This is a genomic window from Micromonospora sp. NPDC023888, assembly GCF_040639415.1.
In the GTDB taxonomy this organism is placed as follows: domain Bacteria; phylum Actinomycetota; class Actinomycetes; order Mycobacteriales; family Micromonosporaceae; genus Micromonospora.
Window position 1 is genome coordinate 136,345 of the sequence record NZ_JBEZZW010000008.1, and the last position, 22,252, is coordinate 158,596.

Here is a 22,252-nt window from a genome sequence, read left to right on the forward strand (position 1 = left end):
CGATCGGTCAGACTTCTGCGGTGGCGTTCCCCACACCCGGTGGGGGTTTATCCGGCGTGCTCGGCGTCGTACCTGGTCCGCGCCTCGGCGATGGCGCTGCGGTGCCGCTCGGCCCACTCGGTCAGTGCCACAAGCGACTCGTACAGCTCCAGTGCCATGGGGGTGGCGACGTACTCGACCTTGGGCGGGACGGTCGGATAGACAGTGCGGCGCAGCAGGCCGTCACGTTCCAGGTTGCGCAGCGTCAGGGTGAGCATCCGGCGGCTGATCCCCTCGATGTGCCGCTCCAACTCGGTGAAGCGCACCGGCCCGTTCGAGGCGGTCACCAGGATGCCGATGCTCCACTTGCCGCCGACCCGGTCGAGCACCTGCCGGACGGTGCACGCCCGAGCCTGCCCCGGTGCGAACGGCACGTTCTCCTCCGTGCAGGTCAGCTCGGCCTCGACCAGCGCGGACACATCGCTGTTCCTCTGGGACATCACAGTGCCTCCTTCCGCTCCGGTTCATGGTCACAGACGATGACCTCGGTAACAAAACATGCACCAAGGAGGGTTTCATGGACCGCGTCGTCCCGTCCCGCTGGCCCGCGCTGCTCGTGCTCTGCGCCGGCAGCCTGATGATCATCCTGGATGGCACAGTCGTGGCGGTGGCGCTGCCCGCCGTGCAACGCGATCTGGGCTTCACCGCCGCCGGCCTGGCGTGGGTGGTGAACGCGTACCTGGTCGCGTTCGGCGGGCTGCTGCTGCTCGCCGGCCGACTCGGCGACCTGCTCGGCCGGCGGGGGGTCTTCCTGGCCGGCGTCGCGCTGTTCACACTGGCCTCGCTTGCCTGCGCGGTCGCCACCGGCCCGACGCTGCTCGTCGCCGCGCGCTTCGCCCAGGGCGTCGGTGGGGCGCTGGCCATGGCGGTCAGCCTCGGCATGATCGTCCGGCTCTACCCCGAACCCGCCGAACGGGCCCGGGCGATCGCCGTCTTCAGCTTCACCGGGGCGGCCGGCGCGTCGGTCGGCACCGTCGCCGGTGGAGTGCTCACCGAGGTGGCCGGGTGGCGGGCGATCTTCCTGGTCAACCTGCCGATCGGGGCGGCCATCCTGCTCACGGCCGTCCGCCGGCTCCCGGCCGAACGGGGCATCGGCCTGCGGGCTGGCCTGGACCTGCCCGGCGCGCTGCTCGTCACCGCCGGTCTGATGGCCGCCGTGCTGGGCATCGTGGGGACCGGCGACCACGGCTGGACCAGTCCGCGGACCCTCGGCGCGGTAGCCCTCGCCGCGCTGCTGCTCGGCGCGTTCGTGCTCCGCCAACGGGCTGCGGCGACCCCGCTGGTGCCGGCCCGGGTGCTGCGCGTACCGGGGCTGGTGGCGGCGAACGCCGTGCAGTTCCTCATGGTCTGCGCCTACTTCGGCTTCCAGTTCCTGCTCGCCGTGGAGCTGCAACTGGTGCTCGGACTGGACGCCGCCGCCACCGGCTGGGCCTTCCTGCCCACCCCGGTGGTGATCGCTGTGGTGTCACTCGGCCTGGCCGGTCGGCTGATCGCCCGCTGGAGCGCCCGGACCGTGCTGCTGGCCGGGCTCGGCCTGGCCGCCGTCGGCTTCCTGCTGCTCGCCCGGCTGCCCGCCGACGGGGCCTACGTCACCGCCGTACTCCCGGCGATGTTGATCTTCGGAGTGGCCGGTGGTCTGACCCTGCCGGCCGTCACCACCCTGGCCATGGCCGGCGCGACCGACACGGACGCCGGGCTCGCCTCCGGCCTGGCCAACACCACCCAGCAGGTGGGTGGGGCGGTCGGCCTGGCCGCGCTCGCCACCCTGGCCGCCGCGCGCACCGACCGCCTCCGGGCCTCCGGTTGGGCCGAGACGGCCGCGTTGGCCGGCGGCTACCGGACCGCGTTCGCCGTGGCCGCCGCCCTGGTGGTCGCCGCGTCACTCGTCGCCGTGACGACACTGCCCCGACGCCCCGCCCACCCCGGGCCGGACGCCGATCCGTCGGGGCCGGCCACGGTGATCGCCGGAACCGATCCGTACCCGAGCGCCGCGTCCGGTTGACCGACGGCACGCCGGCCGCGAAGGTGGTCGGGTGAGCGAGGCTGACGAGACCCGGGACGACGTGGCCCTGACCAACCTGGACCAGCCGCTGTCCGACCGCGACGACGCGACCAAGCGGGACCTGGTCGACTACCTCGACGCCGTCAGCGGGCGGATCCTTCCCCAACTGCGGGACCGCCCGCTGTCGGTGATCCGGGTCCGCCCCGGCCAGCCGCCCTTCATGCAGAAGAACCTGCCCCGCTACACCCCGGCCTGGGTCCGCCGGGTGCCGGTCTGGGCGGAGGCGTCGCACCGGGAGATCTCGTACGCCCTCTGCGACGACCGGCGCACCCTGCTCTGGTTCGCCAACCAGCGGGCTGTGGAATACCACCCGACGCTTGCCACCACCGCGGATCCGCACCGCCCGACGCACCTGGTGCTCGACCTGGACCCACCGGAGGGTGACGGTTTCCGGGCGGCCGTCGCCGCGGCCCTGCTGGTCCGCCAGGCACTCGCCGACGCCGGCCTGACCGGTGCGGTCAAGACCAGCGGCGCCAAGGGCGTGCACGTCTTCGTCCCGGTGGCCGACGGACCCACGGCGGAGGAGCTGGCCGCCGCCACCCGGGCGCTCGCCGTCCGCGCCGAGCGGCTCGACCCGGCGCTGGCCACCACGGCGTACATCAAGGAGGACCGGGGTGGCCGGGTCTTCGTGGACGCCACCCGTGCCGGCGGCGCGACGGTGGTGGCGACGTACAGCCCCCGGCTGCGCCCCGGGATGCCGGTCTCCTTCCCGGTCGACTGGGCCGACCTGACCGAGGTGGCCCCGGCCGACTTCACCATCCGGACCGCGCCGTCGCTGCTCGGCGACGGTGATCCGTGGGCCGCGCTGATGCCGCCGCCGCAGCCGCTCCCGGCCGACCTGGTCGCCGAGGGCCGGACCATCCCGGTGGCCCGGGTGCAGGCCATGCACGAGGGGAAGCGCCGGGCCCGCGCCCGCCGCGAGGCCGGCTGACCGGGCTCGTCGGTCCCCGCCCGCGCCCGGCGAGCGGCCGGTTGTCGGTGGGTTGTGGCACGATTTCCCAGGTGAGCAGCAAACCCGACGCGACCCAGCGACTGGGCGACCTGGCGCGGCTGCGCCGGGTCCGCGACCGGATCGACAGGGAGTACGCGTCTCCGCTGGACGTCGAGGCGCTCGCCCGGGGGGCGCACATGTCGGCCGGGCACCTCAGCCGCGAGTTCCGGCTCGCCTACGGCGAATCTCCGTACAGCTATCTCATGACCCGGCGCATCGAGCGCGCGATGGCGTTGCTGCGTCGTGGCGACCTCAGCGTCACCGCTGTCTGTTTCGCGGTCGGCTGCTCGTCGTTGGGCACCTTCAGCACCCGCTTCACCGAGCTTGTCGGCGTGCCGCCGAGCGTCTACCGGCGGCAGGTGGGGCAGGCGACGGCGGGGCTGCCGTCGTGCGTGGCGAAACAGGTGACCAGACCGATCAGGAATCGAGAAGCGCAGGTCACCGAGCCGCAACTAGCGTGACGGCCATGGACATCACCATTCACTCCAGTTTCCTTCCGCACATCGACCCGGACGCCTCGCTGGCCTTCTACCGCGACGTCCTCGGCTTCGAGGTTCGCAACGACGTCGGCTTCGGCGGGATGCGCTGGATCACCGTCGGGCCCGCGGGCCAACCCGGGACGTCGATCGTCCTGCACCCGCCGGCCGCCACCCCCGGCATCACCGACGACGAGCGCCAGACCATCCTCGAACTGGTGGCGAAGGGCAGCTACTTCGGCGTCAACCTGGCCACCGCCGACCTCGACACCACCTTCGCCAAGCTGGAGGCCACCGACGCCGAGGTCGTCCAGGAGCCGACCGAGCAGCCGTACGGCGTACGGGACTGCGCCTTCCGTGATCCCGCCGGCAATCTGATCCGCATCCAGGAAGTGCACTGACCCGTCCGACCCCGGACAGATGGAGACCTGATGAGCACGGCCACCCCGCCGTCCACGCCGCACGTCGCGGACAGCCACGACCTGATCCGTGTGCAGGGCGCGCGCGTGAACAACCTCAGGGACGTCAGCGTCGAGATCCCGAAGCGCCGGCTGACGGTGTTCACCGGTGTCTCCGGTTCCGGCAAGAGCTCGTTGGTGTTCGGCACCATCGCCGCCGAGTCGCAGCGGATGATCAACGAGACGTACAGCGCGTTCGTGCAGGGCTTCATGCCGACGTTGGCGCGGCCCGAGGTCGACCTGCTGGACGGCCTGACCACGGCGATCATCGTGGACCAGGAGCGGATGGGGGCCAACGCCCGGTCCACCGTCGGCACCGCCACCGACGCCAACGCGATGCTGCGCATCCTGTTCAGCCGCCTCGGGCAGCCGCAGATCGGCTCGCCGAACGCGTACTCCTTCAACGTCCCCTCGGTGAAGGCCACCGGCGCGATCACCGTCGATCGTGGCGTCGGCAAGACGAAGACCGAGAGGGCGACCTTCACCCGGCTCGGCGGGATGTGCCCGCGCTGCGAGGGCATGGGTTCGGTCACCGACATCGACCTGTCGGCGCTGTACGACGACAGCCGCTCGCTCAACGAGGGCGCGATCACGATCCCGGGCTACAGCATGGAGGGCTGGTTCGGTCGGATCTTCCGCGGCTGCGGCTACTTCGACCCGGACAAGCCGATCGCCAAGTACACCAAGCGGGAGCAGCACGACCTGCTCCACCGGGAGCCCACCAAGATCAAGGTCGACGGGATCAACCTGACGTACACCGGGCTCATCCCGTCGATCCAGAAGTCCTTCCTCGCCAAGGACATCGACGCGTTGCAGCCGCACATCCGCGCCTTCGTGGAGCGGGCGGTGACCTTCACGACCTGCCCCGAGTGCGCCGGCACCCGGCTCAGCAAGGAGGCCCGGTCGTCGAAGATCAAGGGCAAGAACATCGCCGACGCCTGCGCGATGCAGATCAGTGACCTCGCCGCCTGGGTCCGTGAGATCGAGGAGCCGTCGGTGGCCCCGTTGCTGGCGGGGCTGCAACACCTCCTCGACTCGTTCGAGGAGATCGGCCTGGGTTACCTCTCGCTCGACCGGCCGTCGGGCACCCTCTCCGGCGGCGAGGCGCAGCGCACCAAGATGATCCGCCACCTCGGCTCGTCGCTCACCGACGTCACCTACGTCTTCGACGAGCCGACGATCGGGCTGCACCCGCACGACATCCAGCGGATGAACAAGCTGCTGCTCCAACTACGCGACAAGGGCAACACCGTGCTGGTCGTGGAGCACAAGCCGGAGGCCATCGCCATCGCCGACCACGTCGTCGACCTCGGTCCCGGCGCCGGTACGGACGGCGGCACCGTCTGCTACGAGGGCACCCTGGACGGCCTGCGGGCCAGCGGCACCAGCACCGGTCGGCACCTCGACGACCGGGCCGCCCTCAAGGAGACGGTACGCACGCCCACCGGCAAACTGGAGATCCGTGGCGCGACGGCCAACAACCTCCAGGACGTGAACGTCGACGTGCCGCTCGGGGTGCTCGTCGTCGTCACCGGTGTCGCCGGCTCCGGCAAGAGTTCGCTCGTGCGCGGGTCGATTCCCGCCGGTGCCGGTGTGGTGTCGATCGACCAGGGCGCGATCCGTGGCTCACGGCGGAGCAACCCGGCCACGTACACCGGGTTGCTGGACCCGATCCGCAAGGCGTTCGCGAAGGCCAACGGGGTGAAGCCGGCGCTGTTCAGCGCCAACTCCGAGGGCGCCTGCCCGAGTTGCAACGGCGCCGGTGTCATCTACACCGACCTGGGAATGATGGCCGGTGTCGCCGCGCCCTGCGAGGACTGCGAGGGCAAGCGGTTCCAGGCGTCGGTGCTGGAATACCGCTTCGGGGGTCGCGACATCAGCGAGGTGCTCGCGATGTCGGTGACCGAAGCCGAGAAGTTCTTCGGCACCGGCGAGGCACGCACGCCGGCCGCGCACGCCATCCTCGACCGGCTCGCCGACGTCGGGCTCGGCTACCTCAGCCTGGGCCAACCGCTCACCACCCTGTCCGGCGGCGAGCGGCAGCGCCTCAAGCTGGCTACCCACATGGCCGAGAAGGGTGGCGTCTACGTCCTCGACGAGCCGACCACCGGCCTGCACCTGGCCGACGTCGAGCAACTGCTCGGCCTGCTCGACCGCCTCGTCGACGCCGGCAAGTCGGTGATCGTCATCGAGCATCACCAGGCGGTCATGGCGCACGCCGACTGGATCATCGACCTCGGTCCCGGTGCCGGCCACGACGGTGGCCGGATCGTCTTCGAGGGCACCCCCGCCGACCTCGTCGCCCGTCGCTCCACCCTCACCGGCGAACACCTGGCGGCGTACGTCGGCGGCTGACCAGGGCCCCGCCGCCGGTCGATCGTCTACGCGACCGGCGGTCGGGCGCGCTGGGCCGTCGTGTTGACGAGGACTCCACAGGTGGCGGTGATCAGGCCGAGGACGGCCGTGGCCGGGTTGACGTACCCGGGCACGGTCGAGGCGACAAACGTGCCGCCGCCGCTGAGGTGGCACTCGAAGCGCAGCGGTAGGTAGCCGACGTCGTACCCGTCGACCTGGCTGGCCCGCTGCGGCCCGGCCTCGCGACAGGGTGCGATCGGGAACGAGCCGGCACCGCCGTCCTCGGCGCGCAGCACCGCGTAGCCGAGGTGCAGCAGGCCCCACGCGTACACGGCGACGGTGCCCGCGCCCGCGAGCAGCGCCGCCGCCCGCAGCCGTTCGTTCTCCCTGAAGGCCGTGCGGAGCCCCCGGACGGTGAGGACCGTCGCGGTGGCGGCCCCGATCAGCGCGGCGAGGAGCAGTACGAGAAACAGCACGACGACATTCTTGATCTTGTCGGGCCGCGGATGCAAAAAACCGGGCGCGGGGAGCAATGCTGCTCCTGCGCCCGGCAACGGTCCGGTTCTGCTTTCCTGGTGCCCCCGGCAGGATTCGAACCTGCGCCCCCGCCTCCGGAGGGCGGTGCTCTATCCCCTGAGCTACGGGGGCTCAGCGACTGGAGAAGACTAGCAAACCTCCTCCGCGAACGCCGAATCGGTATCGGGTGAGCTGATCGTGTCGGTAACCGGCCCACCCGGTGCTCAGGCGGCTGCGATCGCCCGCCCGCAACTGGGCAGCGGGTGCAGGACGATTCGCCGGGGGAGCCGGCGCGGCCACTCGTTGCGCGGCCAGGAGCCGTCCACGATCAGGTGGACGGTGCGCTGCTCCTCGCCGCTGAGCCGCAGCACGAAGTCGCGGGGGAGCGGCGGGTCCACCGTCGGGGTGGTGATCATGAAGCGCACCCGGCCGCGGGACGAGACCGCGGAGATCACGTCCGCGGCCGGCATGGTGCCCCGCAGCCGGATCCGGCCGATCCAGTAGACCTCCGCGAGGTGCTCCTGGGCGGCCCGGGTGATCGCCGGGTACTCGCTGCGCACCCAACGCTCGACCGCGCTGACGCAGAGCCCACAGGCCCGCTCGCGCGGCTCGCGCGGACCCAACCCCCAGGCCCGCAGGTACGCCCCGACCGCGCCAGCGTCCAACGGCAGGTCGAACCGGCGCTGGATGAGGGTGGTGAGGCTCTGCCTCGTCCACAGCTCCTCGTCCAGGCCGAACTCGTCGGGGTGGACGCCCCGCAGTGTGTCGATCAGTTCGAGTTCCTGTTCGCGGCTGAGCATTCCCGGCTCGCCCTGCCGCTGTCCGCGACGGACGGCTGCCACCGCCCCGTCACCGCCGATGGTGTGGCGTCGGCACCAACTGGTGACCGAACGCCGTGCGTCTCTGAGTGCAACCCCCACGTCTTGGGCAACGAGCACGAATCGCAACTGGTCACGATATGTGGGGAGAAAACTCTCTAAGCAACGTAATCGCCCGTGCCTCGCGATTCCCCCACACCGGACAAATCGTGCCGTTCAGGGCGTAAGCCGGCGGGTTGCCCGCGCTGATCGACTCGGTTTCCTGGAAGTCGGGGTGTCCCGGTCGTGTTGAAGGCCCGGTTTCCTAAAACCCGAGTCGATCATCCCGGTGGGTGGGGCTGAGGAGAGGTCAGGCGGTGGGCGGGCCGGGTGGCCGGGGATGAGACGCAAGCGGGGGTGCCCGCGCCTTGATCGACTCGGTCTCCTGCAAGTCGGGGTATCCGGGTCGTGTTGAAGGCCCGGTTTCCTTGAACCCGAGTCGATCATGGCCCGGCGGCCCGGCGGCCCGGCGGCCCGGCGGCCCGGCGGCCCGGCGGCCCGGCGCCCCCGGCGGCCCGGCGCCCCCGGCGGCCCGGCGGCCGGGGCGGCCGGGGTGGTATGGGGCGGGCCCGCGCTCCGCCATTGGCTGGCGGAGGCGCGGGCCCGGTGGTCCTGTGGGTCGGTCAGCCCTTGGCTGCCTGCGCCTGGAGCTGCCGGAGGTTGTTCAGTTCGGTCTGCTGGGTGTTCTTCATGGTCTGTGCCACCCGCACCACCTCGGCGTTGTCGGTCTCGTCGAGCGCCGCGTCGATCATGTGGATGCCGCCCAGGTGGTGGTCGTACATCAGCTTCAGGAACTGCCTGTCGACCTCGATGCCCGTGGCGTCGCGCAGGGCGGTCATCTGCTGCGGCGTGGCCATTCCGGGCATCAGGCCGTTCTTGACGCTGGCTCCGTCGGACATCCACGACATCGGCGGCTTCGACCCGGTCGGGCTGAGGCCCCATTCGCGCAGCCAGGTCTGCATGGCGCCGATCTCACCCTGCTGCCCGGTGGCGATGTCGACGGCGATCTGCCGCACCTCCGGCAGGGTCGCCGACCGGTACGCGATGAGGCTCATCTCCACCGCCTGCGCGTGGTGGGTCGTCATGTCCCGGGCGAAGCCCGCCTCGACGGACGCGTCGCCGGGCCGGGTGAGCCGCGGGGTGAGCAGACCGCCGGCGTACCCGAGGAGCAGCCCCACCACCACCATGACGGCGAGTGCCAGCACGCCGTAGCGCGACGCCGGGGCCCGGCCGTCCTCGTCCGGGGCGGCCGGGGTGTCGTCGTACTCGCTGTCGGTGGTGGTGGGGGCGGTCATCGGCGTCCTTACTGCTGGGCGGGCTGCTGCTGTTGCGGGAGCTCACGCGGCGTGGTGCCGGTGGCGGTGATGCCCGTGTTGCACAGCGCCGTGGGGCCCTCGACGGAGGCGTTCACCCGCAGGTCCTTGATGAACTCGTCGATCCGCGAGTCGTCGGCGTTGTCGACCTTGAGCTGGTAGCCCCACGCCTGGAGCGAGATCGGCTTGTCCAGGCCCTCGTACGGGCTCATCAGCATCTTCTCGACGCCGCGCACCTTGCCGGCGAGCTTCTCGACCTGGTCCTTGGGCAGGTCGGGGCGGTAGGTGACCCACACCGCGCCGTGCTCCAGGCTGTGCACCGCGTGCTCGTTGGCGATCGGGGCGTCGTACACGTCGCCCATGCAGTTCTGCCAGGCGGCGTTGTGCACGCCGCCCACGGGCGGCGAGTACTTGTAGGTCAGCGGGCCCGACTTGTGCGACTCGTACTCCAGGCTCGCCTTGTCGGTCTTGCGGATGTTGACGATGCCGTCGATGGCGTTGGCCCGCTTGTCCCACGGCTTGGAGCCCTGGAACGACGCCCAGGCCCCGTAGCCGATGATGCCGGCCGCGAGCACGCCCACCGCGACGAAGAGCGCGATCGGGCCCCAGGCGCGGCCCTGGCTCACCTTGACCGGGGTGACCGGCTTGCGCGGGCCCTTGCCACCGGCCCGGGGGGAGCTCGCCGGCTTGCCGGAACCGGCCTTCGCGCCGGACGCCGGCCGGCCTGCGGCCGGCTTCTTGCCGGTGCTGACCACGGTCGGGCGGCGCTCAGGGCCACCCGGGGTGCTGATGCTCATCGTGCCTCGTCAAGTCGGTCGGTCAGGGGAGTGGCGGGCCGGTAGACGCGCAGGGGAGCCGCCGAGTGCCCGAGTCTACCCCCGATAACATGGTTGGGTGACTCCTGCAGAACTAGCCTCGGTCGTCCTCGCCGCCGCCCACTCCGTCTTCGAGCAGCGTGGGCTCGACCGCGCCGCGTTGCCGGAGAGCACGGTGGTGGAGCGACCGCGCAACCCCGAGCACGGCGACTACGCGTCGACGCTCGCTCTGCAGTTGAGCAAGAAGGTGGGTGTCCCGCCCCGGGAGCTGGCGACGGCCCTGGCCGACGAACTGGGCCGGGCGTCCGGTGTCAAATCGGTGGAAATCGCCGGGCCGGGCTTCCTGAACATCCGGCTCGACGCGGCCGCCGCCGGTCAGCTCGCCCGGGTGATCGTCGAGGCCGGCGCGGAGTACGGCCGCAGCGACCGGCTCGCCGGCGAGCGGATCAACCTGGAGTTCGTCTCGGCCAACCCGACCGGGCCGGTGCACATCGGTGGGGTCCGCTGGGCGGCCGTCGGCGACGCGTTGAGCCGGCTGCTGCGGGCCACCGGCGCCGACGTCGGCACGGAGTACTACTTCAACGACGCGGGTTCCCAGATCGACAGGTTCGCCCGTTCGCTGCTGGCCGCCGCCAAGGGTGAGCCGGCCCCGGAGGACGGCTACGGCGGGGCGTACATCGCCGAGATCGCCACCGAGGTGCAGGCCCGCCGGCCGGAGGTGCGCTCGCTCGACGGCGACGCCGCCCAGGAGATCTTCCGGGTCGAGGGCGTCGCGCTGATGTTCGACGAGATCCGCTCCTCGCTGCGCGACTTCGGGGTGGAGTTCGACACCTACTTCAACGAGAAGGACCTGCACGACCGGGGTGAGTTGGACCTGGCGTTGAACCGGCTGCGCCAGCAGGGGCACCTCTACGAGTCCGAGGGCGCGACCTGGCTGCGCACCACCGACTTCGGTGACGACAAGGACCGGGTGCTGCGCAAGTCCAACGGCGAGTGGACGTACTTCGCCGCGGACTGCGCCTACTACCTGGACAAGCGGGAGCGCGGCTTCGACCGGGTCGTGATCATGCTGGGCGCCGACCACCACGGCTACATCGGCCGGATGAAGGCGATGGCGGCCTGCTTCGGCGACGACCCGGATCGCAACCTGGAGATCCTCATCGGGCAGTTGGTCAACCTGCTGCGCGACGGTGCCCCGATGCGGATGAGCAAGCGGGCCGGCACCGTGATCACCCTGGAGGACCTGGTCGACGCGATCGGCGTGGACGCCTCCCGGTACGCGTTGGCCCGCTACTCAAGTGACTCCCCGATCGACATCGACATCGAGTTGTGGACCCGGGCGACCCGCGACAACCCGGTCTACTACGTGCAGTACGTCGCCGCCCGGACGGCGGGCGTGGCCCGCAACGCCGCCGAGGTGGGGTTGGTGCAGGGCGACGCCGACGCGTTCCGCCCCGAGCTGCTGGCGCACGAGAAGGAGAACGAGCTGCTCAAGGCGCTCGCCGAGTTCCCGGCGGTGGTGGCCACGGCGGCCGAGCTGCGGGAGCCGCACCGGGTGGCCCGCTACCTGGAGGAGAGCGTCGCGGCCTCCTTCCACCGCTTCTACGACAACTGCCGGGTGCTGCCGCTGGGCGACGAGGAGATCACCGACCTGCACCGCGCCCGGCTCTGGCTCAACAACGCCACCCGCACGGTGATCGCCAACGGGTTGCACCTGCTCGGCGTCTCCGCACCCGAGAGGATGTGACATGAGGGCTCATGAGGCTGGTGCGCTGCACGCGGACATCAGTGACCGGGGGCCGGCCTGGCTGCGTACCCCGCAGGACGTCAACGCCCTCGTGCCGGCGCTGTGGCCGCGGTCGGTGACGCGCGGCGCGGACGGCGCGGTCACCGTCGCGGGCCTGAGCGTCCGCGACATCGCTGCCGAGTTCGGCACCCCGGTGTACGTCCTGGACGAGGCCGACCTGCGCTCGCGCTGCCGTGACTTCCGGGCGGCCTTCCCCACCGAGGACGTCTTCTACGCCGGCAAGGCGTTCCTCTGCCGGGCGGTGGTCCGGATGATCGCCGAGGAGGGCCTGCACCTGGACGTCTGCACAGGTGGCGAGCTGGCGACCGCGTTGTCGGCCGGGATGCCGCCGGAGCGGATCGGCTTCCACGGCAACAACAAGTCGGTCGCCGAGTTGTCCCGGGCGCTCGACGCCGGGGTGGGACGGATCATCGTCGACTCGTTCACCGAGATCGACCGGCTCACCGCGCTGGCCCGCGAGCGCGGGGTCCGGCCCCGGGTGCTGGTCCGGGTCACCGTCGGCGTGGAGGCGCACACCCACGAGTTCATCGCCACCGCCCACGAGGACCAGAAGTTCGGCTTCTCGCTGGCCGGCGGTGCCGCCGCGAACGCCGCCTTCAAGATCCTCGACGAGGGTGTGCTGGAGCTGCGTGGTCTGCACTCGCACATCGGCTCGCAGATCTTCGACGCCAGCGGTTTCGAGGTCTCGGCCCGCCGGGTGCTCGCCCTCCAAGCGCAGATCCGCGACGCGCGCGGGGTGGAGCTTCCCGAGCTGGACCTGGGCGGCGGCTTCGGCATCGCGTACACGACCCAGGACGACCCGGCCACTCCGCAGGACCTGGCCAAGCGCCTGCGCAAGATCGTCGACTCGGAGTGCGCGGCGGAGAACCTGGCCGTGCCGCACCTGTCGATCGAGCCGGGGCGGGCCATCGTCGGCCCGGCCGTGTTCACCCTCTACGAGGTCGGCACGGTCAAGGAGCTCGACGGCATCCGGACGTTCGTCAGCGTCGACGGCGGGATGAGCGACAACATCCGCACCGCCCTGTACGACGCGTCCTACTCGGCGACGCTCGCCTCCCGGGCGTCGGGCGCGCAGCCGTTGCTCGCCCGCGTGGTGGGAAAGCACTGTGAGTCCGGGGACATCGTGGTGAAGGATGAATTCCTGCCCGCCGACGTGCAGCCCGGAGATCTTGTCGCGGTGCCCGGCACCGGTGCGTACTGCCGGAGCATGGCCAGCAACTACAACCATGTGCCGCGGCCACCGGTGGTGGCGGTGCGCGACGGCCAGGCGCGCCTGATCGTCCGGCGGGAAACCGAAGAGGACCTGCTCGCTTTGGATGTGGGATGACGTCACCTGTGCGCTTGGCGCTGCTCGGCTGCGGCACGGTCGGCCAGGAGGTGGTCCGGCTGCTGCACGAGCAGTCGGCCGACCTGGCCGCGCGGATCGGCGCTCCGCTGGAGATCGCCGGCATCGCCGTCCGTCGGCTCGGCCGCGACCGCGGTGACCTGCCGGTCGACGAGGACCTGTTCACCACCGACGCGCTCGGCCTGATCAAGCGCGACGACGTGGACGTGGTGATCGAGGTGGTCGGCGGCATCGAACCGGCCCGGAGCTGGCTGGTCGAGGCGCTGCGCGCCGGCAAGAGCGTGGTCACCGCCAACAAGGCGCTGCTCGCCGAGGACGGGGTGGCCCTGCACGAGGCGGCGGCCGAGGGCGGTGGCGACCTCTACTACGAGGCGTCGGTGGCCGGTGCGATCCCGCTGCTGCGCCCGCTGCGCGAGTCGCTGCACGGTGACCGGATCAACCGGGTCACCGGCATCGTCAACGGCACCACCAACTTCATCCTCTCCGCGATGGACGCCACCGGCGCCGGCTTCGCCGAGGCCCTCGAAGAGGCCACCGCCCTGGGGTACGCGGAGGCCGACCCGACCGCCGACGTCGAGGGCTTCGACGCGGCGGCGAAGGCGGCGATCCTCGCCTCGCTGGCGTTCCACACCCGGGTCGGCGCGGCCGACGTGCACCGCGAGGGCATCACCGAGGTGACCGCCGCGGACATGGCCAGCGCACAGGCGATGGGCTGCACGATCAAGCTGCTCTGCATCGCGGCCCGGGGCGTCGACCCCACCGGCCGGGAGACCGTGAGCGTCCGGGTGCACCCGGCGATGATCCCGCGCAGCCACCCGCTGGCCAGCGTCGGCGACGCGTTCAACGCGGTCTTCGTGGAGGCGGACGCGGCTGGGCAGTTGATGTTCTACGGCCGGGGCGCCGGGGGTGCGCCGACCGCCAGCGCCGTGCTCGGTGACGTGGTCGCGGTCTCCCGCAACCGGCTCGCCGGTGTGCGCGCGGCCAGCGAGAGCGCGTACGCGGACCTGGCGGTCCGACCGATGGGCGAGGCGCTGACCCGCTACCACGTGAGCCTGGACGTGGCCGACCGCCCGGGTGTGCTGGCCGCCGTGGCGGGCGTCTTCGCCCGGCACGACGTGTCGATCGCGACGGTGCGGCAGGGCTCGGCGAGTGGGTCGCCCGGCCGCGACGGCGACGCCGAGCTGGTCATCGTCACCCATGTGGCACCGGACGCCGCGCTCGCCGCGACAGTCGGCGAGCTGCGCGGTCTGGACATTGTCCGGTCCGTGACGAGTGTGTTGCGGGTCGAGGGCGGCGCCTGATTCGTTGACACCATCGATGGGCGGGCTCGCCCGTCCCGCCAGGTGGGTAAGCCGGGGTGTGCCATCGACCACTCCGGGAGGCTGGTCCAAGGTGGCCCTGATGCTCGGGTCGGCGCGGCCGTAGAGGCGAGGAGAACGACATGTGGCGGGGTCTGATCGAGGCGTACCGGGATCGGCTGCCGGTCACCGCGGCCACGCCTGTCGTCACGCTGCACGAGGGGAACACCCCGCTGTTGCCGGCGCCGGTGCTGTCCGCCCGGCTCGGTTGCGACGTGCACCTCAAGGTGGAGGGCGCCAACCCGACCGGTTCGTTCAAGGACCGGGGGATGACCCTCGCGGTGTCCAAGGCGGTCGAGGCCGGCAACAAGGCCATCATCTGCGCCTCCACCGGCAACACCAGCGCCTCCGCGGCGGCGTACGCGGCCCGGGCCGGGCTGACCTGCGCGGTGCTGGTGCCGCAGGGCAAGATCGCGTTGGGCAAGCTGGCCCAGGCGCTTGTGCACGGCGCGAAGCTGCTCCAGGTCAGTGGCAACTTCGACGACTGCCTGGCGCTCGCCGCGAAGCTGGCCCAGGACCACCCGGTCGCGTTGGTCAACTCGGTGAACATCGACCGGTTGCACGGCCAGAAGACCGCCGCCTTCGAGATCGTCGAGGCGCTCGGTGACGCGCCCGACATCCACTGCCTGCCGGTCGGCAACGCCGGCAACATCTCCGCGTACTGGATGGGCTACGCCGAGGAGCGGGACGCCGGCACCACCACCCGCGCGCCAAAGATGTACGGCTTCCAGGCGTCCGGTGCGGCCCCGATCGTGACCGGCCAGGTGGTGCCCGAGCCGTCGACGATCGCCACGGCGATCCGGATCGGCAACCCGGCGAGCTGGACCAAGGCGTTGGACGCCCGGGACGCCTCGGGTGGCCTGATCGCCGCGGTGACCGACCGGGAGATCCTCTCCGCGTACCGGCTGCTCGCCCGCGAGGTGGGGGTCTTCGTGGAGTTGGGCAGCGCGGCAAGCGTGGCCGGCCTGCTCCAGCAGGCCGCGGCGGGCGCGGTGCCGCCCGGGTCGACGGTGGTCTGCACGGTGACCGGCCACGGCCTGAAGGACCCGGAGTGGGCGATCTCCACCGCGCCGGCGCCGCTGACCATCGCGAACGACCCGATGGCCGCGGCCCGCGCCCTCGACCTCGCCTGAACGCGCCACCGCCCGGTCGGTGACCGGCGGAGGCCGGCCGGCCTTCGGGACGGCGTGGGGGCGGCGGGGGTTCTGGTGATCGTGTCCGGCACACTTTCACGTATCCCCGCCCGCATTCTCGTTCAGGAGTGAACCAGGCCGATGTCGCTGCTCGCCAGATTCAGCCTCGCCAACCGAGGGCTGATTGCCCTCATCGCGGTGGTGACCACGGTGTTCGGAGCGTTCGCCGTGCCGTCGCTGAAGCAGCAACTGCTGCCGTCGCTCGAGTTCCCGGCCGCGTTCATCGTGGCCCCCTACCCCGGTGCCGGCCCCGAGATCGTCGAGTCGCAGGTCACCGAGCCGATCGAGAACGCCCTCCAGGGCATCCCGGGGCTGGACAAGATCACCTCCACGTCGCGTGAGGGCTCGGCCACCGTCCAGGTGACGTACGAGTTCGGCACCGACCTGGACGACGTGGTCAACAAGATGCAGACCGCGCTGAGCCGGATCGACGCCCAGTTGCCGGAGAACGTCGACCCCCAGGTCATCGCGGGTAGCACCGACGACCTGCCGGCGGTGGTCCTGGCCGCGGCCGGCGCGGCGGACGAGCGGGCGCTCGCCGAGAAGCTCAAGGCGACTGTGGTGCCGGAGCTGGAGGGCATCGAGGGCGTACGCACGGTCGAGGTGACCGGCACCCGCGACGACATCGTGGTGGTCACCCCGGACCCGGCGAAGCTGGCCGCGACGCGGGTGCAGCCGACGGCGATCGGCGCTGCGCTGAAGACGAACGGCGTGGCCGTTCCGGCCGGCGCGGTGACCGACGGCGGACTGGCCCTTCCGGTGCAGGTCGGCACGCCGATCGCCAGCCTGGAGGACCTTCGCGGCATCGTGGTCACCCCGGGCGCGACACCGGTCCGCCTCGGTGACGTGGCGACTGTCGAGCAGCAGCTCGCGCCGGCCACCGCGATCACCCGTACCAACGGCAAGGACAGCCTCGGCATCGCGGTCACCGCCGCGCCGGACGGCAACGCCGTGCAGATCTCGCACGAGATCCGCGACCGTCTCGCCGACCTGAAGGACGCCTCCGGTGCGGAGCTGACAGTCGTCTTCGACCAGGCGCCGTTCGTCGAGAAGTCGATCGAGTCGTTGACCACCGAAGGTCTGCTCGGCCTGGTGATGGCGGTCATCGTCATCCTGGTCTTCCTGCTGTCGGTGCGCTCGACGGTGGTCACCGCGGTCTCCATCCCGCTCTCCGTGCTCGTCGCGTTGATCGCCCTGTGGATCGGCGACTACTCGCTCAACCTGCTGACTCTCGGCGCGTTGACGATCGCGGTCGGCCGGGTGGTGGACGACTCGATCGTGGTATTGGAGAACATCAAACGACACCTGGAGTACGGCGAGGAGAAGCGGCACGCCATCGTCACCGGCGTCCGCGAGGTCGCCGGCGCGGTGACCGCGTCCACCCTCACCACGGTGGCGGTGTTCGCGCCGATCGCGTTGGTCGGCGGGTTCGTGGGCCAGCTCTTCGCACCGTTCGCGATCACCGTGACGGTGGCGCTGCTCGCCTCGCTGCTGGTGTCGCTGACCGTGATCCCGGTGCTCGCGTACTGGTTCCTGAAGCCGCGTGGCGGCACCGAGGACGACGAGGCGGTGCGGCGTGGCGCGGAGGAGAAGGAGCTGCGCAGCCCGTTGCAGCGGGCGTACCTGCCGGTGGTCGGGTTCGCCACCCGCAAGCGGTCGACCCGGTGGATCACCGTGGGGCTCGGCCTGCTGGTGCTTTTCGGCACCTTCGGTCTGGCCCAGAAGCTGGAGACCAACTTCCTGGACGACTCCGGCCAGGACACCCTCAACATCAGTCAGGAGCTGCCGGCCGGGAGTGGCCTGGCGGCCACCGACGCGGCGGCCAAGCAGGTCGAGTCGGTGCTGTCGGCCACCAAGGGCGTCGAGACGTACCAGGTGACCGCCGGCGGTGGGGACAACCCGTGGGCGGGCGGTGGCGGCAACAACGTCGCCAACTGGTCGTTGGCGCTCGACGGTGACACCGACGCGAAGCAGATGCGTGAGGTGTTGCGCAAGGAGTTCGACAAGCTCGGCGCCGGCGTGGGCGAGATCAGCTTCGGTGGCGGGCAGGAGGCGTCGACCAGCCAGCTGGAGGTGATCGTCCAGGCCAGCGACCCGGAGGTGCTGACCCGGGCGGCCGAGGAGGCCCGGACGGCGATGGCCGGTGTCCCGGACGTCGAGGACGTCTCCACCAGCCTGGCCGAGCGGGTGCCGCGGGTCGACGTGACCGTCGACCGGGTCGCGGCCGGCCGGGCCGGGCTCACCGAGGCCGCCGTGGGGCAGCTCGTGTCGCAGGCGTTCCGGGGTGCGCCGTTGGGTCAGGTCGCGCTCGACGGTCAGCAGCAGAACGTGGTGTTGCGGCTGGGCTCGCGGTCGCCGACGACTGTGGAGGAGCTGCGGGCGCTGCCGGTGGGTGCGGTCAAGCTTGACGACATCGCGGACGTCACCCAGAGCGAGGGGCCGCAGCAGGTCACCCGGATCGACGGTGAGCGCAGCGTGTCGGTGACCGGTACGGCGACCGGCTCGAACCTGGGCGCGACAAGCACGGAGCTGCAGAAGCGGCTGGACGGCATCGACGTGCCGGGTGCGAGCTTCACGATCGGTGGCGTCAGCGCGGATCAGGCGGATGCCTTCGGTGACCTGGGCCTGGCGGTGCTGGTGGCGATCGCGATCGTCTTCCTGATCATGGTGGCCACGTTCCGCAGCCTCACCCAGGCGCTGATCCTGCTGATCTCCATCCCGTTCGCGTCGACCGGCGCGATCGCCCTGCTGCTGATCACCGGGACGCCGCTCGGCGTGCCGGCGTTGATCGGTGTGCTGATGCTCGTCGGCATCGTGGTGACGAACGCGATCGTGCTGCTCGACCTGATCAACCAGTACCGGGCACGGGGCATGGGGGTTCAGGAGGCGGTGGTCGAGGGTGGCCGACGCCGGCTGCGTCCCATCCTGATGACCGCTGTGGCGACCATCTTCGCGCTGCTGCCGATGGCGTTCGGGCTGACCGGTGAGGGCGGCTTCATCTCGCAGCCGCTGGCGGTGGTGGTGATCGGCGGTCTGCTCAGCTCCACGCTGCTCACCCTGATCCTGGTGCCGACGCTCTACTCGATGGTGGAGCACACCAAGGAGTCGCTGCGGGGCCGACGCGACCGGCGGCGCTCCGGCAGGTCCGCGGTGACCGCGGCGGAGACCGATGAGGTGTCCGCCCCGAACCAGGTGGCGGTGCCGAGCGGGGCACCCTCGGCTACGGCCGAGGGTGCGCAGCCGGCCGGGCGATCCGCGCCGTCGGCCGCGCTGGTGGAGGGTACGGACCAGTTCGAGGTGCTGCGGCTGCCCCGTAGCCGTACCTCGCCGCTGCCCCCGTCGGAGCCGACCGAGTAGGTCGGACCGCGACTCGGAACGCCCCCGGCAGGGTTCTGCCGGGGGCGTTCCAGGTCTACCGGCCGAAACACTCCGATCCGACCGGACTCACACTTTGTGTAACTTCTTGCATACTCCTCGTAGAGGTGTGGGTGAGGCAAGGATGGGCGGATGGTCGAGGGCACGCGATGGTGGAGGCGACGCGACCTGTTGCGCCATGGCCTGCTGCTCGTCGGCGGGGTGGCCCTCGGCGCCGGGACGTCCGAGGCGTGGCGGAGCACCCACCGCCGGCTGCCGATCGCCGGCGGCTTCGCCAGCGCCACAGTCGGAAATGGCAAACAGGATGTCGGTGCCGGCGCGCTCGAGGTCGTCTGGTCGGGAAGAACCAACCAGCGTCTGGTGGCCCTCACCTTCGACGACGGCCCCGCACCACAGTGGACGCCGATGGTGCTCGACACCCTGGCCCGGCACCGGGTCCCGGCCACCTTCTTCATGGACGGAGCGCAGGTCCGCCGGCACGCCGACGTCGTCCGCGACCGGCTCACGGGGCACGAGGTGGGCAACCACGGCTGGGACCACCGGGACCTGGCCGAGTTGGACGCCGCCGAGGCGTACGACGACCTGCGCCGCAGCCACGACGCGATCGCCGACGTGACCGGGACGCGGCCCACGCTGCTTCGCCCGCCCTACGGTCACCTGGGTGGGGCGGTGCTGTACGCGGCGGCCCGGCTGGACTATCGGCTGGTGCTCTGGTCGCTGCAGATGGTGGAACGTGAGTTTCCCGACGATCCGGCCGGCCACGCCCGGCGAATCGTGACCGAGGTCCGACCGGGCACGATCGTGCTCGGCCACGATGTGGGGGCGCGTCGACGGCTGGTCGCGCTGCGCGGCCTGACCGACATGATCAACGGGCTACGGTCGCGGGGTTACACCTTCGTCACGGTTTCGGCGCTGCTGAGAGCGAGTGTGGCCTCAACCCCGACCAGGTAAGGTCCCGCTCCGTGGCGTCCACCCTCTCCGTCCTGACCGGCAATCGGAGCTTCCGCAATCTCTTCCTGGCCGAACTGGTGGTCTTCGGCGCCGACTGGTTCGTCATGGTGCCGCTGCTGGTGCTCCTGCCGCACCTGACCGGCAGCGGGGTGTGGGGCGCGCTGGTGCTGGCGGTGGACACCGGCATCGTGGCGCTGCTGCTGCCGTACACCGGCACGATCGCCGACCGCTTCGACCGCCGGAAGATCATGATTGCCGCCAACGTGGCCGCACTGGCAGGCGTGTTGCTGCTGCTCGGCGTACGGGGCGCCGGAACGGCGTGGCTGGCGCTTGTCGCGATCGGGGTGGTCGCGGTGGCCAAGGCGTTCTACTCGCCGGCCGCCCAGGCCGCGCTGCCGAACGTGCTGGAGCCGCACGAGTTGGCCGCCGGTAACGCGGTCGCCGGCTCGGCCTGGGGCACCATGACCGTGGTCGGTGCCTCGCTCGGTGGAGTACTGAGCACCGCTGCCGGCCCGTACGCCTGCTTCTGGGTGGCGGCGGTGGGCCTGGCGCTGGCCGCGGGCCTCGCCACCCGGATCCGCCGCCCGTTGCAGGCACCACGGGACACCGACGGGCCGGCCCAGCGGACCTGGGCCGCCGTCCGCGAGGCGCTCGGCTACATCGGTCACCGCCCCCGGGTGCTCGCGCTCGTCACGGTGAAGTCGGCGGTGGGCCTGGGCAACGGCGTCCTGACCGTGTTCCCGCTGCTGGCCGGCGTGTACGGCGTCGGTCCGCTCGGCGCCGGCCTGCTCTTCGCGGTACGCGGGGCCGGAGCGTTGGTGGGACCGATCCTGATGCGTCGGGTGCTCACCAACCGGGCGTGGCTGCTGCCCGGGCTCGCGCTGTCGATGTCGCTCTACGGGCTGTCCTATCTGGGCGCGTCGGTGGTGCGGTGGTTTCCGTTGGTGCTGCTGCTGGTCTTCGTGGCGCACTTCGCCGGCGGCAGCAACTGGGTGATGTCGAACTTCGCCCTGCAGGGCGAAGTTCCGGACCGGTTGCGTGGACGCGTCTTCGCCACCGACATGATGCTCGCGACGCTGGCGATCTCGGTGAGCCAACTGGCGGTGGCCCTGGTCGTGGACGTGGTCGACGAACGGGTGGTGCTCGCCGGCTGCGGGCTGGTCACCCTCGTGTACGCGGTCGGCTGGCGGATCGCCACCCGCCGGCTCACGCTCAGCGATCCGGTCCCGGAGCCGGTCCCGGACCCGGCGGGCTGAGTCTGCCGATCCCAGGCTGCGGGCAGCGGACCGGATCGTCGGTGTCGAGCCCTAGCATGAGCGCGTGCCGACGAACTTCACCGCCGGGCCGGCCCGCGTCCGGGTCCCCGCGACCAGCGCCAACCTGGGCCCGGGCTTCGACGCGTTGGGTCTCGCTCTCGGGCTCTACGACGACGTGTCCGCCGAGGTCGCGCCGGGCGGGGTCCGGGTGACGGTGACCGGGCAGGGGGCCGGTGAGCTGCCGGACGACGACCGGCACCTGGTGGTGCGGGCCATGCGGGCCGCGTTCGACGTGCTCGGCGCGCACCCCGACGGCCTGAGCGTGGAGTGCGTCAACCGGATCCCGCAGGCGCGCGGGCTGGGCTCCTCGTCCGCCGCGATCGTCGCCGGGGTGCTGCTGGCCCGCGCCCTGGTCACCGATGGGGAGCACCGGCTCGACGACTCGGCCACGCTCCGGCTGGCCGCCGAGATCGAGGGCCATCCCGACAACGTGGCGCCGTGTCTGCTCGGCGGCTTCACGGTGGCCTGGTCCGAGTCGACAGGTGCGCGGGCGGTGTCCCTGCCGGTCGCGGACGGGGTGCGGCCCACCGTTTTCGTCCCGGCGGAGCGCGGGTTGACCGCTGCCGCACGGGCCGCGCTGCCGGCCACCGTGCCGCACGGCGACGCCGCGTTGACCGCGGGGCGGGCGGCCCTGCTGGTGCACGCGCTCACCGCCGACCCGGGGCTGCTGCTGCCGGCGACCGTCGACCGACTCCACCAGGACTACCGCGCACCCGGGATGCCAGGCACATATTCCCTGGTCAGAGCGTTGCGAGCGGCTGGTGTGGCAGCCGTGGTCAGTGGGGCCGGCCCCACCGTGCTGGCGTTCGGCGAGCCTCCGGAGCGCTTCCCGGTGGGAACAGACTGGGAGATCTGGCAGTTACCGATAGACGTCAGCGGCGCGCGGGTTGCTCGGGGTAGACTTGGACACGCCGAGCGGGACCCTGTTGCCGCAGGTCGGAAGAGTTGATTACGCTCTAGACCTAGCACAGCCGCGAAGCACGCGATCTCCTGCGAGGCGGCGCACCCCCGAAGCTCGGCGGTCA

At 71.5% G+C, this 22,252-nt stretch carries 18 protein-coding genes and 1 tRNA gene; 13 read left to right on the forward strand and 6 right to left on the reverse strand.

Annotated elements, in window-relative coordinates; all coding sequences use genetic code 11:
- Window positions 1–47 precede the first annotated feature (47 nt).
- Window positions 48–482 (reverse strand): helix-turn-helix domain-containing protein, encoded by a 435-nt coding sequence (locus AB0F61_RS09885; protein ID WP_357806345.1) that lies wholly within the window; start codon window positions 480–482, stop codon window positions 48–50.
- Window positions 483–556: 74 nt separating this feature from the next.
- Between AB0F61_RS09885 and AB0F61_RS09890 the strand changes: the two genes are divergently transcribed.
- The 5 genes from AB0F61_RS09890 (at window position 557) to AB0F61_RS09910 (ending at window position 6,381) form a co-directional block, all read left to right on the forward strand.
- Window positions 557–2,041 (forward strand): MFS transporter, encoded by a 1,485-nt coding sequence (locus AB0F61_RS09890; RefSeq protein WP_357806347.1) that lies wholly within the window; start codon window positions 557–559, stop codon window positions 2,039–2,041.
- A 31-nt stretch (window positions 2,042–2,072) separates the two neighbouring features.
- Window positions 2,073–3,032 (forward strand): ATP-dependent DNA ligase, encoded by a 960-nt coding sequence (locus tag AB0F61_RS09895; protein WP_357806350.1) that lies wholly within the window; start codon window positions 2,073–2,075, stop codon window positions 3,030–3,032.
- Between the two features lie 71 nt (window positions 3,033–3,103).
- Window positions 3,104–3,553 carry a helix-turn-helix transcriptional regulator gene (locus AB0F61_RS09900; RefSeq protein WP_357806352.1) on the forward strand — a complete coding sequence of 150 codons (450 nt, stop codon included), beginning with the start codon at window positions 3,104–3,106 and terminating at the stop codon, window positions 3,551–3,553.
- A gap of 5 nt (window positions 3,554–3,558) precedes the next feature.
- Window positions 3,559–3,969, forward strand: coding sequence for a VOC family protein (locus AB0F61_RS09905; RefSeq protein WP_357806354.1), 411 nt, complete (start codon window positions 3,559–3,561; stop codon window positions 3,967–3,969).
- Between the two features lie 30 nt (window positions 3,970–3,999).
- On the forward strand, window positions 4,000–6,381 hold the full coding sequence (locus AB0F61_RS09910; RefSeq protein WP_357806356.1) for an excinuclease ABC subunit UvrA: 2,382 nt from the start codon (window positions 4,000–4,002) through the stop codon (window positions 6,379–6,381).
- 26 nt (window positions 6,382–6,407) lie between these two features.
- Here the strand turns inward: AB0F61_RS09910 and AB0F61_RS09915 are convergent, their stop codons facing one another.
- From AB0F61_RS09915 to AB0F61_RS09935, 5 genes are all read right to left on the reverse strand, one after another.
- Window positions 6,408–6,857 carry a hypothetical protein gene (locus AB0F61_RS09915; protein WP_357806358.1) on the reverse strand — a complete coding sequence of 150 codons (450 nt, stop codon included), beginning with the start codon at window positions 6,855–6,857 and terminating at the stop codon, window positions 6,408–6,410.
- 97 nt (window positions 6,858–6,954) lie between these two features.
- A tRNA-Arg gene (locus AB0F61_RS09920) sits at window positions 6,955–7,029 on the reverse strand.
- Window positions 7,030–7,121: 92 nt separating this feature from the next.
- Window positions 7,122–7,817, reverse strand: coding sequence for a winged helix-turn-helix domain-containing protein (locus AB0F61_RS09925; protein WP_357806557.1), 696 nt, complete (start codon window positions 7,815–7,817; stop codon window positions 7,122–7,124).
- 560 nt (window positions 7,818–8,377) lie between these two features.
- Complete coding sequence (locus tag AB0F61_RS09930) at window positions 8,378–9,049, reverse strand: DUF305 domain-containing protein (RefSeq protein ID WP_357806360.1); 672 nt, start codon at window positions 9,047–9,049, stop codon at window positions 8,378–8,380.
- Between the two features lie 8 nt (window positions 9,050–9,057).
- On the reverse strand, window positions 9,058–9,864 hold the full coding sequence (locus AB0F61_RS09935) for a DUF3105 domain-containing protein (protein ID WP_357806363.1): 807 nt from the start codon (window positions 9,862–9,864) through the stop codon (window positions 9,058–9,060).
- Between the two features lie 97 nt (window positions 9,865–9,961).
- Between AB0F61_RS09935 and argS the strand changes: the two genes are divergently transcribed.
- The 8 genes from argS to thrB all read left to right on the forward strand — a co-directional run bounded on the left by argS (window position 9,962) and on the right by thrB (window position 22,176).
- Window positions 9,962–11,629 carry an arginine--tRNA ligase gene (gene argS, locus AB0F61_RS09940; protein WP_357806366.1) on the forward strand — a complete coding sequence of 556 codons (1,668 nt, stop codon included), beginning with the start codon at window positions 9,962–9,964 and terminating at the stop codon, window positions 11,627–11,629.
- 1 nt (window position 11,630) lies between these two features.
- Window positions 11,631–13,016 carry a diaminopimelate decarboxylase gene (gene lysA, locus AB0F61_RS09945; protein ID WP_357806369.1) on the forward strand — a complete coding sequence of 462 codons (1,386 nt, stop codon included), beginning with the start codon at window positions 11,631–11,633 and terminating at the stop codon, window positions 13,014–13,016.
- Between the two features lie 8 nt (window positions 13,017–13,024).
- Complete coding sequence (locus tag AB0F61_RS09950; RefSeq protein ID WP_357806560.1) at window positions 13,025–14,335, forward strand: homoserine dehydrogenase; 1,311 nt, start codon at window positions 13,025–13,027, stop codon at window positions 14,333–14,335.
- A 140-nt stretch (window positions 14,336–14,475) separates the two neighbouring features.
- A complete protein-coding gene (gene thrC, locus AB0F61_RS09955; RefSeq protein ID WP_357806372.1) occupies window positions 14,476–15,525 on the forward strand; it encodes a threonine synthase in 1,050 nt (349 codons plus the stop codon).
- 141 nt (window positions 15,526–15,666) lie between these two features.
- Window positions 15,667–18,942: an efflux RND transporter permease subunit gene (locus AB0F61_RS09960; RefSeq protein ID WP_357806375.1), complete on the forward strand. Its 3,276-nt coding sequence runs from the start codon at window positions 15,667–15,669 to the stop codon at window positions 18,940–18,942.
- A gap of 150 nt (window positions 18,943–19,092) precedes the next feature.
- Window positions 19,093–19,911: a polysaccharide deacetylase family protein gene (locus AB0F61_RS09965; RefSeq protein ID WP_357806377.1), complete on the forward strand. Its 819-nt coding sequence runs from the start codon at window positions 19,093–19,095 to the stop codon at window positions 19,909–19,911.
- A gap of 11 nt (window positions 19,912–19,922) precedes the next feature.
- Window positions 19,923–21,167 (forward strand): MFS transporter, encoded by a 1,245-nt coding sequence (locus AB0F61_RS09970; protein WP_357806380.1) that lies wholly within the window; start codon window positions 19,923–19,925, stop codon window positions 21,165–21,167.
- Between the two features lie 64 nt (window positions 21,168–21,231).
- Window positions 21,232–22,176: a homoserine kinase gene (gene thrB, locus AB0F61_RS09975; RefSeq protein ID WP_357806383.1), complete on the forward strand. Its 945-nt coding sequence runs from the start codon at window positions 21,232–21,234 to the stop codon at window positions 22,174–22,176.
- Window positions 22,177–22,252 lie beyond the last annotated feature (76 nt).

Excerpts from the sequence above, each read along its gene's own strand:
- AB0F61_RS09890 (WP_357806347.1), top strand. The coding sequence starts at position 557 with ATGGACCGCGTCGTCCCGTCCCGCTGGCCCGCGCTGCTCGTGCTCTGC.
- AB0F61_RS09910 (WP_357806356.1), top strand. The coding sequence starts at position 4,000 with ATGAGCACGGCCACCCCGCCGTCCACGCCGCACGTCGCGGACAGCCAC.
- AB0F61_RS09960 (WP_357806375.1), top strand. The coding sequence starts at position 15,667 with ATGTCGCTGCTCGCCAGATTCAGCCTCGCCAACCGAGGGCTGATTGCC.
- AB0F61_RS09965 (WP_357806377.1), top strand. The coding sequence starts at position 19,093 with ATGGTCGAGGGCACGCGATGGTGGAGGCGACGCGACCTGTTGCGCCAT.
- AB0F61_RS09935 (WP_357806363.1), bottom strand. The coding sequence starts at position 9,864 with ATGAGCATCAGCACCCCGGGTGGCCCTGAGCGCCGCCCGACCGTGGTC.
- lysA (WP_357806369.1), top strand. The coding sequence starts at position 11,631 with ATGAGGGCTCATGAGGCTGGTGCGCTGCACGCGGACATCAGTGACCGG.
- AB0F61_RS09905 (WP_357806354.1), top strand. The coding sequence starts at position 3,559 with ATGGACATCACCATTCACTCCAGTTTCCTTCCGCACATCGACCCGGAC.
- thrC (WP_357806372.1), top strand. The coding sequence starts at position 14,476 with ATGTGGCGGGGTCTGATCGAGGCGTACCGGGATCGGCTGCCGGTCACC.
- AB0F61_RS09930 (WP_357806360.1), bottom strand. The coding sequence starts at position 9,049 with ATGACCGCCCCCACCACCACCGACAGCGAGTACGACGACACCCCGGCC.